Origin of the sequence: Actinacidiphila yanglinensis (assembly GCF_900107965.1) — a bacterium.
Taxonomy (GTDB): Bacteria; Actinomycetota; Actinomycetes; order Streptomycetales; family Streptomycetaceae; genus Actinacidiphila; species Actinacidiphila yanglinensis.
Genome location: NZ_FNVU01000003.1, coordinates 135,325 through 149,855 on the forward strand (window position 1 = coordinate 135,325; position 14,531 = coordinate 149,855).

The window sequence follows — 14,531 nt, forward strand, 5'->3', positions numbered from 1 at the left end:
GACCGGCCGGTCGCGCCGGGTGCCGCCGTCGAGCGGGCCGTCGCGCGGATGAGGGTGCCCCGGCCGCCGCCCCCCTGACCAGGGTGGCGGCCGGAGCACCGGTCCTCGGGGGCGCGGGGATCAGGACGAGGAGCTGAACGCCGAGTCGAAGGATGCCTCGGGCGGCTCGATCGCGGCCAGCGCCCTGACGTGCGCGAGCGCCTGCGGGGCGCCCAGCAGCCGGTCCATCCCGGCGTCCTCCCACTCCACCGAGATCGGCCCGTCGTAGCCGATGCTGTTCAGCATCCGGAAGACGGGCTCCCACGGCACGTCGCCGTGCCCGGTGGAGACGAAGTCCCAGCCGCGCCGCGGGTCGCCCCACGGCAGGTGCGAGCCGAGCCGGCCGTTTCGCCCGTTCAGCTGCTTGACGGACTCCTTGCAGTCCACGTGATAGATGCGGTCCTTGAAGTCGTAGAGAAAGCCCACCGGGTCCAGGTCCTGCCACACGAAGTGGCTCGGGTCGAAGTTCAGCCCGAACGCCGGGCGGTGGCCGATCGCCTCCAGGGTGCGGACCGTGGTCCAGTAGTCGTAGGCGATCTCGCTGGGGTGCACCTCGTGGGCGAAGCGCACCCCGACCTCGTCGAAGACGTCGAGGATCGGGTTCCAGCGGTCGGCGAAGTCCTGGTAGCCGCGGTCGATCATCTCCGGCGGGACCGGCGGGAACATCGCCACGGTGTGCCAGATCGACGAACCGGTGAAGCCCACCACGGTCTTGACCCCGAAGGCGGCGGCCGCCCGCGCGGTGTTCTTGATCTCCTCCGCGGCGCGCTGCCGGACCCCCTCGGGCTCGCCGTCGCCCCAGATCCGGGCCGGGAGGATGCCCTTGTGCCGCTCGTCGATCGGGTGGTCGCACACCGCCTGCCCGGTGAGGTGGCAGGAGATCGTCCAGCTGCGCAGCCCGTGCTTCTCCAGGGTGTCGCGCAACCGCGGCAGGTAGGAGTCGTCGCTCAGCGCCGCCTCCACGTCGAAGTGGTCGCCCCAGCAGGCGATCTCCAGGCCGTCGTAGCCCCACTCGGAGGCGAGCCGGCACACCTCGGTGAACGGCAGGTCGGCGAACTGGCCGGTGAACAGGGTGACGGGTCGGGCCATGGCGTGGGTCCTCCTGCGGTCGGTCGTACGAAGTCGTGGCGGGTCGGGGGAGGTCAGGGGTGGGGCGGGGCCTCGCGGTTCCGGGCCGGTCGGCGCGGGCGGCCCCGCGGCTCAGGACGTGACGGGGATGTGCACGCCCAGCGCGGCGGCGCTGGACTCCACCGCGGCCAGGACCCGTTGCACCTGGAGCCCTTCGGCGAAGGACGGCCGCGGGTCGGTGCCCTCGGCCACCGCCGTGACGAAGTCGCGTACCTGGTGGGTGAAGGAGTGCTCGTACCCGATCAGGTGGCCGGGCGGCCACCAGGCGTCCATGTACGGGTGGGTCGGCTCGGTCACCAGCAGCCGGCGGAAGCCCGCGGTCGCGGCGTCCTCGGTCCGGTCGTGGAAGGCCAGTTCGTTCATCGACTCGGCGTCGAAGGCGATGCTGCCCAGCGAGCCGCTGATCTCGATCCGCATCGCGTTCTTGTGCCCGGTGGCGAACCGCGTCGCCTCGAACACGCCGATCGCGCCGCCCTCGAACCGTGCCGTGAACACCGCCGCATCGTCCACGGTCACCGCGCCGCGCTCGCCCGACGCGGTGCCGGACAGGCCGCTGGAGCTGGCCGGCAGCGGCCGCTCGGTCACGAACGTCTCCAGCAGCGCGCCCACCGACGCGATCCGCCGGCCGGTCAGGTACTGCGCCGCGTCGATGCTGTGCGCGCCCAGGTCGCCGAGCGCTCCCGACCCGGCCCGGTCCTTGCGCAGCCGCCAGGCGAGCGGGAACTCCGGGTCCACCAGCCAGTCCTGGAGGTAGCTCGCGCGCACCTGGTGGATGCGGCCGAGCCGGCCGTCCGCGACGAGTTGCCGGGCCAGCGCCATCGCGGGCACCCGGCGGTAGTTGAAGGCGACCATCGAGCGCACCCCGGCGGCCCGGGCCCGCTCGGCCGCGCCGGCCATCTCCTCGGCCTCCGCGACCGAGTTGGCGAGCGGCTTCTCGCACAGCACGTGCTTGCCCGCGGCCAGCGCCGCCAGCGCGATCGGGGCGTGGCTGTCGCCCGGCGTGCAGATGTCCACGACATCGATGTCCGGACGTGCCACGAGCGCGCGCCAGTCGGTCTCGCAGGACTCCCAGCCGTACCGCTCGGCGGACGCGCGGACGGACGCGGCGTCCCGGCCGCAGACGGCCGCCATCTCGACCCTGCGCGGGAGGTCGAAGAAGCGGCCCGCGGTGCGCCAGGCGTGCGAGTGGGCGGCGCCCATGAAGGCGTGCCCGACCATGCCGACCCGCAGGGCGGGCACCGTGGCCGCCGCGTCCGCGGGCGGCGGGGGTGTAGACGTCAAGGTGGATCCTCCTGGCGGCCCGACGCAATTGTTATTCATCCGGCATCGACTGAAACTCCGTGCGCCGGATAGAACAGTTCGCGAGTTTCTGCCTAAACTTTGTCATAAGTCAAGGCTCTTGACGGCAGGATCCGCAAGAAGGCACCGTGCGGCTGACCATTCGTACACACCCCGGGGGTCATGATCGAAACGCCAGTCAACCTGCGCGAGGTAGGAAGGCTACGGGTCCTGGAGGCCCTGCACACCACTACGCGCAGCAGCCGTCCCGAACTGGTCCGGGTCACCGGGCTGTCCAGGGCCACCGTCTCCTCCCTGATCGCCGACCTGATCGCGGTCGGGCTGGTCACCGAGGACGAAGGCCCCGAGGACCCGGAGCCGCGCCGCACCGGACGCCCCGCGCAGTCGCTCTCCCTGGTCCCGACCGCCGGCTACGCGATCGGCGCGGACATCGGCCACCAGCACGTGCGGGTGATCCTGTGCGACCTGTTCGGCGCGGTGCTGTGGGAGCACTGGGTGGCCAAGGAGGTGGACCGCGCCCCGGAGGAGACCCTCGACCTGGTCGCGGTCCTGGTCGGCCGGGCCCTCCAGGAGACCGGGGTGGTCCGCGAGCGCGTGCTCGGCATCGGCGCCGGCATCGCCTCCCCGGTCGAGAAGGGCAGCGGCGCCCTGGGCGCGGAGGGCATCATGCCCGGCTGGGTCGGCATGCGCCTGACCGACGAGCTGCGCCGCCGTACCTCCCTGCCGGTCCGCGTGACCAACGACGCCAACGCCGGCGCGCTCGCCGAGCGGATGTACGGCGCGGGGCGGCAGGCCGGCGACATGGTCTACGTGCGGCTGTCGGCCGGTATCGGCGCGGGCATCGTCAGCAACGGGAAGCTGCTGCTGGGCGCGCGCGGCCTGGCCGGTGAGATCGGGCACCTCCCGCTCACCGCGGACGGGTTGATCTGCCGCTGCGGCAACCGCGGCTGCCTGGAGACCGTGGCCAGCCCGGTCGCCATCGCCCGTCTTCTGTCGGACAGTTGGGGGCAGCAGGTCGCCCCCCGGGACCTGCCCGCGCTGATCGAGCAGCGCAACACCGGGGCCCTGCGGGCGGTCCGCGACGCCGGGGACGCGGTCGGCCGCGCGCTGTCCACCCTGGTCACGCTGCTCAACCCGCGGCTGATCGTGGTCGGCGGCGACCTGGCGGGTGCCGGCGAGGACATCCTCGAACCGATGCGGGCCGGGGTGCGGCGGCACACGCTGCCGTCGGCGGTGGAGAGCGTCGAGATCGTCACCGGTGGCCTCGGAGACGGCGCCGAGGTCCGCGGCGCGGCGGGGCTGGTCCTGGCCGACGCCCCCCAACTGCTGTCCGGAGCACCCGCCGCGCCGCAGGCGAAGCCCGCGTAGCGCCGCGCGGAGGGACCCTGCGGGCGCGTGGAAGGGAGCGCGTACGGTCCTCCGGCCGCTGCGCGGACGGATGCACGGACGGAGCCGTGGGCGAGCACCCACAATGGGTGCATGGAACCCCTGATCACCGCGGCCGAGCTGACCGCGGCGCCCGCCACGACCGCCGTCCTCGACGTCCGCTACCGGATGGGCGGCCCGCCCGGGCACGGCGAGTACGCCCGCGGGCACATCCCCGGCGCCCGCTACGTCGACCTGGACGCGGCCCTGGCCGCGCCGCCGGGCCCGAACGGGCGGCACCCGCTGCCCGACGTCGAGGTGTTCGGGGCGGCGATGCGCGCCGCGGGGGTCGGCGCGGACACCGACGTGGTGCTCTACGACGACTGGAACGGCTGGGGCCCGGCCAGGGCGTGGTGGCTGCTGCGCTGGGCGGGCCACGCGAGGGTCCGGGTGCTGGACGGCGGGCTGGCCGCGTGGAAGGCCGCGGGGCTGCCGCTGAGCACCGAGGAACCCGTGCCGGGGGAGGGGGACTTCGTGCCCCGGCCCGGCGCGCTGCCGGTGCTCGACGCGGACGGCGCCGCCGAACTGGCCCGCCGCGGGCTGCTGCTGGACGCCCGCGCCGGGGAGCGCTACCGCGGCGAGACCGAGCCGATCGACCCGGTCGCGGGCCACATTCCGGGCGCGGTGAACGCACCGACGACCGAGAACGTCACCGAGGGCGGGCTCTTCCGCACCCCCGCCGAACTCACCGCCCGCTTCGGCGCGCTGGGCGCGACGCCGGGGGCCGAGGTCGGCGTCTACTGCGGCTCGGGCGTGTCCGCGGCCCACCAGATCCTGGCGCTCGCCGTCGCGGGCGTCCCCGCGGCCCTCTACGTGGGCTCCTGGAGCGAGTGGACGGCCGAGGGCTCCCGCCCGGTGGCGACCGGCGGGCGGCCGGGCTGAGCGGCCGGTGCCGGGTTCCGGCGCCGGGGCGGGCCGGCACCGCTCGGCCCGCGCGAGGCACGCGTAAGGGGCAGTCACCAAAGTGGCTGCCCCTTACGGCCGTCGGCTCCCGGTCGGTGACCCGATTCCCCTCACGGGGCCGGGCTACTCCTGCTTCTTACGGCGGCTGCCGAAGACGATCTCGTCCCAGCTCGGCACCGTGGCCCGCCGGCCCGGGCGGACACCGTCCGCCTCGGCCTGGCGGTCGGTGGTGCCCTTCAGGCGGTCGCGGTGGCCCGCCACCGCGCGCGGCATCAGCACGTCGGCATAGGCGGAACCCGCGCCCGCGCTCGCGGCGGGAGCAGCCTCCTCCGCGGCCTCCTGCGGTACTTCGGCCGCCGGTGCGGTGTCCGGCGGTCCCGCGGGGGGAGCGGGCACGACCATGTCGCCACGGAAGCTCGGCACCGCTTCGAGCAGGCTGGTGAGCGAGTCCCGCTCCTCCGGCTGCTCCTCGGCACGCGCCTCCCGGTCCTGGCGCTCCACCCGCTCGGGGCGCTCCGGGCGCTCGGTCCCCGGGCGATCCAGCGGGCGGTCCCTGGGCAGCCGGGCGATCCGGGGCACGAACGGGAAGCTCGGCTCCTGGCCCTGCGTCTGCGTGGTCTCGCCGATCAGCGCGCGGGCCTCGTCGTCGACCGCCTGGACGAGGCGGCGCGGCGGGTCGTAGGTCCAGCTCGCCGAGTGCGGCTCACCGGCCACCCGGTAGACCAGCAGCACCTCCCAGCTGCCGTCGTCGCGGCGCCAGGAGTCCCACAGCACGGTGTCCTTCTCGGCGCCGCGCAGCAGCAGTCGCTCGGCGACCGCCTCGCCCAGCTGGGGGCCGGTGGTCTCGCCCTGGCGCCGCACCGGGGTCTTCCTGGCCCGCTCGGCCATGAAGGCCCGCTCGGCCAGGACCGGCCCCTCGAAGCGCCGTACCCGCTCCACCGGGATGCCGCCCAGCTGGGCGACCTCCTCGGCCGAGGCACCCGCGCGTATCCGCGCCTGGATGTCCCGGGGCCGCAGATGGCTCTCGACCTCGATCTCGATCTGCCCGAGCCGGGCCCGGTCGTTGCGCACGGCGGCGCGCAGCCGCTCGTCGATGGGGAGGGTGTACTCCGTGCTGTCGGCAGCTTTGAGCACCAGTCGGGTGCCGTCGTTGCTGACGGCCACGACCCGCAGTTCGGGCACGGTTACCTCCCGGGTGGTGCCTGCCGACGTCACGTGCGTCGCTGCTCCCGTTGAACGAGTGTGGCCTGCCCGGGTGCAGCGTGCCACAACCTTGCGGAGTTACCCGGCGTGTCGGGGTGAGATGGTGACACGCCGTTATGGGAAGGTGGTCGGTTGGCCACCCAGCGTGACCAACAGGGGCACCCCGGGACGAGCGCTCTCGATTCCCCTCCACACGTCCTGGGCGACCGACCGGGCATCGGAAGCCAGGATTCGTCACGGTACTCCATTCGGACCACCGGAGGGTGGCTGCCGCGCCGTCGAATGTCGTGCGCCGAGGGCGAGTTGGGTGACCCGGCTCACAAACACCTGCTGCACGCATCACCCAAAAGAGGGCGTAGTTCGCCAAACGGCGCCCTAGGCGCCCAGCACCCGTCGCAGGTAGTCGTTGCCGAACAGGCGGTCAGGGTCGAGCCGGTCCCGGAGGGCGGTGAACTCGTCGAAGCGCGGGTAGGCCGCGCGCAGGTGCTCCGCGTCCCGGGTGTGCATCTTGCCCCAGTGCGGGCGCCCGCCCGCCGCCGTCATGATCCGCTCCACCGCGGTGAAGTAGTCCTGGTAGCGGCTGCCCCGGTACATGTGCACCGCGATGTAGGCGCTGTCCCGCCCGGACGCCGTGGACAGCGCGATGTCGTCCGCGGGTGCCACCCGCACCTCGACGGGGAAGCTGATCCGCAGGTCCGACCGCTCCACCATGGCCTTCACCTCCCGCAGCACCGCCACCGCGGCCTCCCGCGGCACCGCGTACTCCATCTCCACGAAACGCACCCGGCGCGGGCTGGTGAAGACCTTGTAGGCGACGTCGGTGTACGTCCGCGCGGACAGTGCCCGGCTGGAGATCCGCGCGATCCCCGGGATCGCCGACGGCGCCACCCGGCCCAGCGCGCAGGCGGCCTGGAAGACGCCGTTGGACAGCAACTCGTCGTCGATCCAGCCGCGCACGGCGGGCATCGGGGCGGCCGGGCCCGGACTGCGGTTGTTCCGCTTGGTGTTGCAGCCCTCGGTGTGCGGGAACCAGTAGAACTCGAAGTGCTCGTTCTCCGCCGTGAACTGCTCGAAGTCGGCCATCACCCGCTCGAAGGCCATCGGCTCCTCGCGGGCGGTCAGCAGGAACAGCGGTTCCACCGCGAAGGTGAGAGCGCTGACGACGCCGAGCGCGCCGAGCCCGATCCGGGCGGCGGCGAACACCTCGGGGTTCCGCTCGGCCGAGCACTCCAGCACCGAGCCGTCGGCGGTGACCAGTTCCAGGGCGGTCAGTTGCGCGGCGATGGAGCCCGAGTCACGGCCGGTGCCGTGCGTGCCGGTACTGGTGGCGCCGGCCGCCGTCTGCTCCATGATGTCGCCCATGTTCCGCAGCGACAGGCCCGCCGCGGCCAGTGCCGTGTTGAGCTGGCGGAGTTGCACCCCCGCCTCCACGGTGACGGTGCCGGCCTCCCGGTCGATCGCCCGGATCGCGGTCAGGCCCTCGGGCCGCACCAGCAGCCCGTCGGTGGCGGCGGCCGCGGTGAAGGAGTGGCCGGAGCCGACGGCCTTCACCCGCAGGCCGTCCCCGGCCGCCCGCCGTACCTCCGCGGCGAGTTCGTCCACGGACGCGGGCGCGGCGACCCGTCCCGGGCGCGCGGTGACGTTGCCGGCCCAGTTACGCCACACCTTCTCCCTCGCGGCAGCCGTCGTGCCGCCCGACACCGTGGACGCTGCTCCGGTCCGGCTCATCGTCGTCCAGCTCCTCCCGATCCGGTGCCGGCAGCAGCCGGCCGTAGCCGAGGAACGCCACCGCGGCCGCGCAGGTCGCGGCGGTGGTGCACACCCAGAAGGCGGCCGAGGCGCCGTGCGCGTCGATCACCCGACCGGCGAGCGCGGCACCGGCGGCGACGCCGACCGCGAGTCCCGTGCTGGTCCACGTGATGCCCTCGGTCAACCGTCCCCGGGGTACCAGCTGTTCGACCAGGCCCATCGCGTTGACCATCGTGGGGGCGATGGTCAGGCCGGAGAAGAACAGCGCCAAGGCCAGGAACGGCAGGCTCCCGACCAGTAGTGGCGGGATCATACTCACCGCCATCAGCCCGATGCCCAGCCGGAACCGCCCGGCGATCGTCCCGCCCGGCTTCACCAGCCCGAACACCAGCCCGGCCAGGCACGAACCGAGCGCGTACGTCGCCAGCACCAGGCTGGCCAGCGCCTTGTGGCCGCGCTCGTCGGCGAAGGCCACCGTGGTCACGTCCACCGCCCCGAAGACCGTGCCCACTCCCACGAACACCCCGCACAGCACCGGCAGTCCGGGGGTGCGCAGCGCCGAGCCGCCGTTGAGGTGGGCGTGCGGGACGGGCGTCGGCTCGGTCGCCCGCTGCGCGGTGAGCAGCAGCACTCCGGTGCCCAGGAACACCGCGGCCAGCAGCGGGCCCGCCTCGGGGAACCACACCGTGCACAGGCCGATCGAGGTGATCGGGCCGACGATGAAGACGATCTCGTCGACGACCGACTCCAGCGAGTACGCGGTGTGCAGCATCTCCGGCGAGCCGCGGTGGATCTCCGACCAGCGGGCCCTGACCATCGCGCCCATGCTCGGGGTGAGCCCCGCGCAGATCACGCAGGCGAAGTACGCCCAGTCCGGGGCCCCGGCGCGGACGCACACCAGCAGTCCGGCCACCGACGCCACGGTCACCGCGGTGACCGGCCGCAGCACGCGGGCCTGCCCGTAGCGGTCCACCAGCCGGGACACCTGCGGCCCGCAGACCGCGCCGGACAACGCGAGCGTGGCGGTCAGCGCACCGGCCAGGCCGTACCGCCCGGTCACCTGGGAGATCATCGTCACTATGCCGATGCCCAGCATCGAAAGGGGCATCCGCCCGATCAGTCCGGCGGCACTGAACGCCTTCGCGCCCGGGGTGCGGAAGACCGCTCGGTAGGGGCTGGTCACGTGGCGCTCCCGGCGTCGTCGTCGCCTCCGTCGGCCCGGGCATCGGCAGGGGTGTCGGCATCGGCACGGGCGGGACGGCAGGCGTCCCGCGTAAGGTACATGGCTGCTGTCTACAGCTTACGGACCGCGGCAACCGGTTTTCGGCGCGGCCGGGCGCGGGGGAATTCATACGGGAGTGGCAGGATCGGACGCATGCCTGATCCGCGTGACCCGCACCCCCTGCCGGACCGGCCGGACGCCGACGCCGGTCCCTATGACGCCCTGCTGCTGCTCTCCTTCGGCGGACCGGAGGGTCCGGACGACGTCGTGCCGTTCCTGGAGAACGTCACCCGGGGGAGGGGCATCCCGCGCGAGCGGCTGAAGGAGGTCGGCAAGCACTACTTCCTCTTCGGCGGTGTCAGCCCGATCAACGCGCAGAACCGCGAACTGCTGGACGCGCTGCGCAAGGAGTTCGCCGAGCACGGCCTGGACCTGCCGCTGTACTGGGGCAACCGGAACTGGGCGCCCTACCTGACCGACGCGCTGCGCGAGATCGCCGACGCGGGACACCACCGGGTGCTGGTCCTGGCCACCAGCGCCTACGCGTCGTACTCCGGCTGCCGCCAGTACCGGGAGAACCTGGCCGCCTCGCTCGCCGTCCTCGCCGAGGAGGGCCGGCCCGCGCTGCGCGTGGACAAGCTGCGGCACTACTTCAACCACCCCGGCTTCGTCGAGCCGATGGCCGACCACACGCTGGCCGCGCTGGCCGCACTGCCCGAGGGCGTCCGCGACGGTGCCCGCCTCGCCTTCACCACGCACTCCATCCCCACCGCGGCGGCCGACACCTCGGGCCCGGTCGAGGGCCACGGCGACGGCGGCGCGTACGTCGCCCAGCACCTGGAGGTGGCCCGGCTGGTCGCCGAGCGGGTCCGCGCGGCCACCGGCGTGGACCGCCCGTGGGAGCTCGTCTACCAGTCGCGCAGCGGCGCCCCGCACATCCCGTGGCTGGAGCCGGACATCTGCGACCACCTGGAGGCCGAGCACGCGGCCGGGGCGCCCGCGGTCGTCATGGTGCCCATCGGGTTCGTCTCGGACCACATGGAGGTCAAGTACGACCTCGACACGGAGGCCACCGCCAAGGCCGAGGAACTCGGGCTGCCGGTCTCCCGCGCCGCCACGGTCGGCGCCGACCGGCGGTTCGCCGCCGCCGTGCGCGACCTGGTGCTGGAGCGGGCCGCGACCGAGCGCGGCCTCGCCCCGGTCCGCTGCGCGCTGGGCGCGCTCGGCCCGAGCCACGACGTGTGCCCCGCGGGCTGCTGCCCGGTCGCCGACAAGCGACAGCCGCCGCGGCCCGCCGCCGCAGGAACCGACTGAGGAGACCGGAACTGATGAGCACACCCGCCCACGGTCCGTCCGAGCCCGGCGGCGTCGCGCCGCAGGCCGGCCCCACCGCCGACGGCGAGAACGCCGAACTGCTGGAGATCGCCCTGGAGGCCGCGCGCCGGGCCGGCGCCCTGCTGCGCGACGGCCGCCCCGCCGACCTTGGCGTGGCCGCGACCAAGTCCAGCCCGATCGACGTCGTCACCGAGATGGACATCGCCGCCGAGAAACTGATCACCGCCTACATCGGCCGACAGCGCCCCGACGACGGCTTCCTCGGTGAGGAGGGCGCCAGCAGCGAGGGCACCAGCGGGATCCGCTGGGTGATCGATCCGCTCGACGGCACCGTGAACTACCTCTACGGCCTGCCGGCGTGGTCGGTGAGCATCGCCGCCGAGCGGGACGGCGAGGCGGTGGTCGGCGTCGTGGAGGCGCCGATGCGCCGGGAGACCTACCAGGCGGTGCTCGGCGGCGGCGCCTACGTCGAGGGCACCCGGGCGCACTGCCGGCCCGCCCCGGACTTCGAGCACGCCCTGGTCGCCACCGGGTTCAGCTACCTGCGCGAGCGCCGGGTCGCCATGGCCGAGGTGATCAAGGGGCTGCTGCCGCAGGTGCGGGACATCCGGCGCGGCGGCTCCGCCGCGATCGACCTCGCCGACGTCGGCTGCGGCCGGCTCGACGCGTACTACGAGCGCGGGCTGAACCCCTGGGACCTCGCGGCGGGCGCGCTCTTCGCCCGCGAGGCCGGCGCGCTGACCGGTGGGCGCCCCGGTGAGCCGCCGTCGGGCGAGCTGACGCTGGCGGCCCCGCCCGGCCTGTTCGAGCCCCTCCAGCGCCGCCTGGACGAGCTGGGGGCGTGGCACGACTGACCCGCGCCGCCGATCTCCGGGGACCCCGGCGACCGGCCCCGGCGACCGACCCGAGCCGCCCCGCGCCCGCGGGGCGGCTCCCCGCGGGCATGCGAACGCCCCGGCACCTTCGCGGTGACCGGGGCGTGCGGCTTTGGGGGCCGGAGGTTCAGGCGACCTTGGGCCGTACGTCCACCCCGTGCTCTGCGGCGAGGCGGCGCAGATCGTCGAGCTCGCTCAGTTCCACATCGGCGAGGAAGTCGTCCCCGGTTTCGCGGGCCCGGCGCAGGTCGGACTCCGTGCTGTGTATGCGCTGGAGGATTCCATTCGTGAACGCGTCCATGTGCGCCCCCTCGTCGTCTCCGTTGACACGCGAGTGTCAAGCCAGGTGCCTCGCGCGGGAAGCGCGGTGCAAGGCGTGATGGGTGGGTGTTGGGTGTAAAGCCGTCCTCCCCACGGGGCCCGAATCGGAAACCTCACCGACCCCAACTAAATTCCGGTGGCCCCCCGCGTCCCGTTCCGCGGCCCTCGGCGTCCCGGTCTCCGGTCTCCGGCGTCCCGTTCCCGGGCCCCCGGGGGCACCGCTGCCCGGTCCTTCGCGCACCGCCGCGAGGTCCTCCAGCCACCGCTCCGCGGGCCGCCGGCGCCTCCCCTTACCGCCGATTTACGGGGGTCCGGTGCAGGATGGAGAAGAATCCCCACAGCTCACGGAAGGAACAACGCCTTGCGCGTACTGGTCGTCGAGGACGAGCAACTGCTCGCCGATGCGGTTGCCACCGGCCTGCGCCGCGAGGCCATGGCCGTCGACGTGGTCTATGACGGCGGCGCGGCCCTGGAGCGCATCGGCGTCAACGACTACGACGTGGTGGTGCTCGACCGCGACCTGCCGGTGGTCCACGGCGACGAGGTGTGCCGCCAGGTGGTCGGCCTCGGCCTGCCCATGCGGGTCCTGATGCTCACCGCGGCCGGCGACGTCAGTGACCGGGTCGAGGGCCTGGAGCTCGGCGCCGACGACTACCTGCCCAAGCCCTTCGCCTTCACCGAGCTGACCGCCCGCGTCCGCGCGCTGGGGCGCCGGACCACGGCGGCGCTGCCGCCGGTCCTGGAGCGCTCCGGCATCCGGCTGGACCCCAACCGCAGGGAGGCCTTCCGTGACGGCAGGGAGATCCATCTCGCGCCCAAGGAGTTCGCCGTCCTGGAGGTGCTGATGCGCAGCGAGGGCTCCGTGGTCTCCGCGGAGCAGCTGCTGGAGAAGGCCTGGGACGAGAACACCGACCCGTTCACCAACGTGGTCCGGGTCACGGTGATGACACTGCGCCGCAAGCTGGGCGAGCCCCCGGTGATCGTCACGGTGCCCGGCTCCGGCTACCGGATCTGATCGGCCATGGCACACCTGTCCTCGCACGGCTCCGCGAACCAGCCGCCCGCCCGCCCGGTGGCCCCGCCCCGCCCGGCCTGGGACCCGCCGACCGCGGAGAAACCGCCGCCCTGGCTGCGGCCGACCATCCGGATACGCCTGACCGTGCTCTACGGCGGCATGTTCCTCATCGCCGGTGTCGTGCTGCTGTGGATCATCTACCTGCTGGCCGCCCAGGCGATCAACCAGGGCAGCGCGCTGCCCTTCCGGGTCACTTCCGCCTCCCAGGTGGTCGTCGCGCCGAACGACTGCGTCGCGCACAGCACCGCCAGCGACCTGAACAGCGCGGTCCAAGCGTGCATGCAGCACCAGCGCGACCTTGCGCTGAATACGCTGCTCAAGCGGTCGCTGCTGGCCCTCATCGGGCTCGCCGTGGTGGCCTTCGCCTTCGGCTACGTGATGGCCGGCCGGGTGCTGGCGCCGCTGGGCCGGATCACCCGCACCGCACGCGGTGTGGTCGGCTCCGACCTGGCCCGCCGCATCGAGCTGGACGGCCCGGACGACGAGCTGAAGGAGCTGGCCGACACCTTCGACGAGATGCTGGACCGGCTGGAGCGGTCGTTCACCGCGCAGCGCCGCTTCGTGGCGAACGCCTCGCACGAGCTGCGCACCCCGCTGGCGATCAACCGCACCCTGCTGGAGGTGCAGCTCTCCGATCCGGACGCCTCGCCCGACCTCCAGCAGCTCGGCAAGACCCTGCTGGCCACCAACGAGCGCAGCGAGCAGCTCGTGGAGGGCCTGCTGCTGCTCGCCCGCAGCGAGAACGAGATCGTGGACCGCAAGACCGTGGACCTCGCCGAGGCGGCCTCCAGAGCCCTGGACCAGACCCGTGCCGAGGCCGAGGCCGCGGGCGTGGCGCTGCGCGACCAGCTGGACCCGGCGGTCGTGCAGGGGAACGGGGTGCTGCTGGAGCGGATCGCGCTGAACCTGGTGCAGAACGCCGTGCGCTACAACGTGGCGAAGGACGGCTGGGTCGACGTGACCACCAGCGCCGAGCACGGCCAGGCGCTCCTGGTGGTGGCGAACACCGGACCGGTCGTTCCCGCCTACGAGGTGGACAACATGTTCGAGCCCTTCCGCCGGCTGCGCACCGAGCGCACCGGGAGCGACAAGGGCGTCGGGCTGGGCCTGTCCATCGCCCGGTCGGTCGCCAGGGCACACGGAGGGGTGATCACCGCGCAGCCGCGCGAGGGAGGCGGCCTGGTCATGAGGGTCGCGATCCCGATGTGAGGTGCGAAAAGAGTGCCGGCCGGGCTGTGAACCACGTCACGCCCGGCCGGGCCCGGCCCGCCACGCCGAAGAAGATCCTGTTCGCTTTGCGAGTAATCGACCTTTCTGGTGGGGACGGCGCATGCCTGTGATCGATTGCACACCGCACTCTCACAGTGTGTACGCTCGGTGATCACAGATCTGGGAGAAACGGCAGTAAATTCCATGTTTCCGCAGGTCATGATCACGGGAAGTACACGGAGAGGCATCCATGGCGGGTGACTTTCAGACCGCCACGGACCATGATCGGCCACCCTTGCGATCACCTCTTCGGGGGCGTTATCGGGTGTCGATTGAGTAACAGGCCTTGATGTGAGGCAAAATCTCCGCCTCGGGTCGGGCACAAGTCCGGCCTCCCGCGCGTTACGTGCGCTGGAGACACCACAGACACCCACAGGGGGAGAGCGAAATGGCTACGGATTACGACACCCCACGCAAGACCGACGATGACGTCAATGAGGACAGCATCGAGGAACTGAAGGCCCGGCGGAACGAGAAGTCGACCTCCGCGGTCGACGTCGACGAGTTCGACCAGGCGGAATCTTTGGAGCTGCCCGGCGCTGACCTGTCCAACGAGGAACTCTCGGTCCGCGTCCTGCCCCGTCAGGCGGACGAGTTCACCTGCATGAGTTGCTTCCTGGTCCACCACAGGAGCCAGCTCGCTGCCGAGAAGAACGGAAATCCCATCTGCCGCGACTGCGCGGCCTGA

13 protein-coding genes are annotated in these 14,531 nt (G+C 73.0%); 7 read left to right on the plus strand and 6 right to left on the minus strand.

The annotated features are described in order from the left end of the window. Positions 1 to 120: 120 nt before the first annotated feature. On the minus strand, positions 121 to 1,128 hold the full coding sequence (locus C4U44_RS07565) for a sugar phosphate isomerase/epimerase family protein (protein ID WP_103884877.1): 1,008 nt from the start codon (positions 1,126 to 1,128) through the stop codon (positions 121 to 123). A 111-nt stretch (positions 1,129 to 1,239) separates the two neighbouring features. Then, positions 1,240 to 2,385, minus strand: a complete 1,146-nt coding sequence (locus C4U44_RS07570) for a Gfo/Idh/MocA family protein (RefSeq protein WP_235031935.1) — start codon at positions 2,383 to 2,385, stop codon at positions 1,240 to 1,242. A gap of 243 nt (positions 2,386 to 2,628) precedes the next feature. On the opposite strand from C4U44_RS07570, the gene C4U44_RS07575 reads away from it, so the two are divergent. Together C4U44_RS07575 and C4U44_RS07580 are read left to right on the plus strand one after the other, a co-directional pair. Further along, entirely contained in the window at positions 2,629 to 3,834 is a 1,206-nt protein-coding gene (locus tag C4U44_RS07575) for an ROK family transcriptional regulator (RefSeq protein ID WP_103884879.1), read from the plus strand. A 111-nt stretch (positions 3,835 to 3,945) separates the two neighbouring features. Further along, positions 3,946 to 4,773 (plus strand): sulfurtransferase, encoded by an 828-nt coding sequence (locus C4U44_RS07580; RefSeq protein WP_103884880.1) that lies wholly within the window; start codon positions 3,946 to 3,948, stop codon positions 4,771 to 4,773. 144 nt (positions 4,774 to 4,917) lie between these two features. Here C4U44_RS07580 and sepH read toward each other — a convergent pair whose 3' ends face one another. The 3 genes from sepH to C4U44_RS07595 all read right to left on the minus strand — a co-directional run bounded on the left by sepH (position 4,918) and on the right by C4U44_RS07595 (position 8,929). Next, the gene (gene sepH / locus C4U44_RS07585) at positions 4,918 to 6,009 is read right to left on the minus strand and encodes a septation protein SepH (protein ID WP_103884881.1); all 1,092 of its coding nucleotides are present in this window, start codon (positions 6,007 to 6,009) and stop codon (positions 4,918 to 4,920) included. A gap of 363 nt (positions 6,010 to 6,372) precedes the next feature. Continuing rightward, complete coding sequence (locus C4U44_RS07590) at positions 6,373 to 7,725, minus strand: D-arabinono-1,4-lactone oxidase (protein WP_103884882.1); 1,353 nt, start codon at positions 7,723 to 7,725, stop codon at positions 6,373 to 6,375. Beyond that, on the minus strand, positions 7,652 to 8,929 hold the full coding sequence (locus C4U44_RS07595; protein ID WP_103884883.1) for an MFS transporter: 1,278 nt from the start codon (positions 8,927 to 8,929) through the stop codon (positions 7,652 to 7,654). Before C4U44_RS07595 ends, C4U44_RS07590 begins: the two co-directional genes overlap by 74 nt. Positions 8,930 to 9,121: 192 nt before the next feature. On the opposite strand from C4U44_RS07595, the gene C4U44_RS07600 reads away from it, so the two are divergent. Continuing rightward, complete coding sequence (locus tag C4U44_RS07600) at positions 9,122 to 10,282, plus strand: ferrochelatase (protein ID WP_103884884.1); 1,161 nt, start codon at positions 9,122 to 9,124, stop codon at positions 10,280 to 10,282. 14 nt (positions 10,283 to 10,296) lie between these two features. Next, positions 10,297 to 11,157: an inositol monophosphatase family protein gene (locus C4U44_RS07605; RefSeq protein ID WP_103884885.1), complete on the plus strand. Its 861-nt coding sequence runs from the start codon at positions 10,297 to 10,299 to the stop codon at positions 11,155 to 11,157. A gap of 148 nt (positions 11,158 to 11,305) precedes the next feature. On the opposite strand, the gene C4U44_RS41870 is transcribed toward C4U44_RS07605, so the two are convergent. Then, positions 11,306 to 11,479, minus strand: coding sequence for a hypothetical protein (locus C4U44_RS41870; RefSeq protein ID WP_200823168.1), 174 nt, complete (start codon positions 11,477 to 11,479; stop codon positions 11,306 to 11,308). Between the two features lie 381 nt (positions 11,480 to 11,860). Between C4U44_RS41870 and C4U44_RS07615 the strand changes: the two genes are divergently transcribed. The 3 genes from C4U44_RS07615 (at position 11,861) to C4U44_RS07625 (ending at position 14,531) form a co-directional block, all read left to right on the plus strand. Then, positions 11,861 to 12,514 (plus strand): response regulator transcription factor, encoded by a 654-nt coding sequence (locus C4U44_RS07615; protein ID WP_103884887.1) that lies wholly within the window; start codon positions 11,861 to 11,863, stop codon positions 12,512 to 12,514. Positions 12,515 to 12,520: 6 nt separating this feature from the next. Beyond that, positions 12,521 to 13,783: a sensor histidine kinase gene (locus tag C4U44_RS07620; protein ID WP_103884888.1), complete on the plus strand. Its 1,263-nt coding sequence runs from the start codon at positions 12,521 to 12,523 to the stop codon at positions 13,781 to 13,783. 448 nt (positions 13,784 to 14,231) lie between these two features. After that, entirely contained in the window at positions 14,232 to 14,531 is a 300-nt protein-coding gene (locus C4U44_RS07625) for a DUF4193 domain-containing protein (protein WP_103884889.1), read from the plus strand.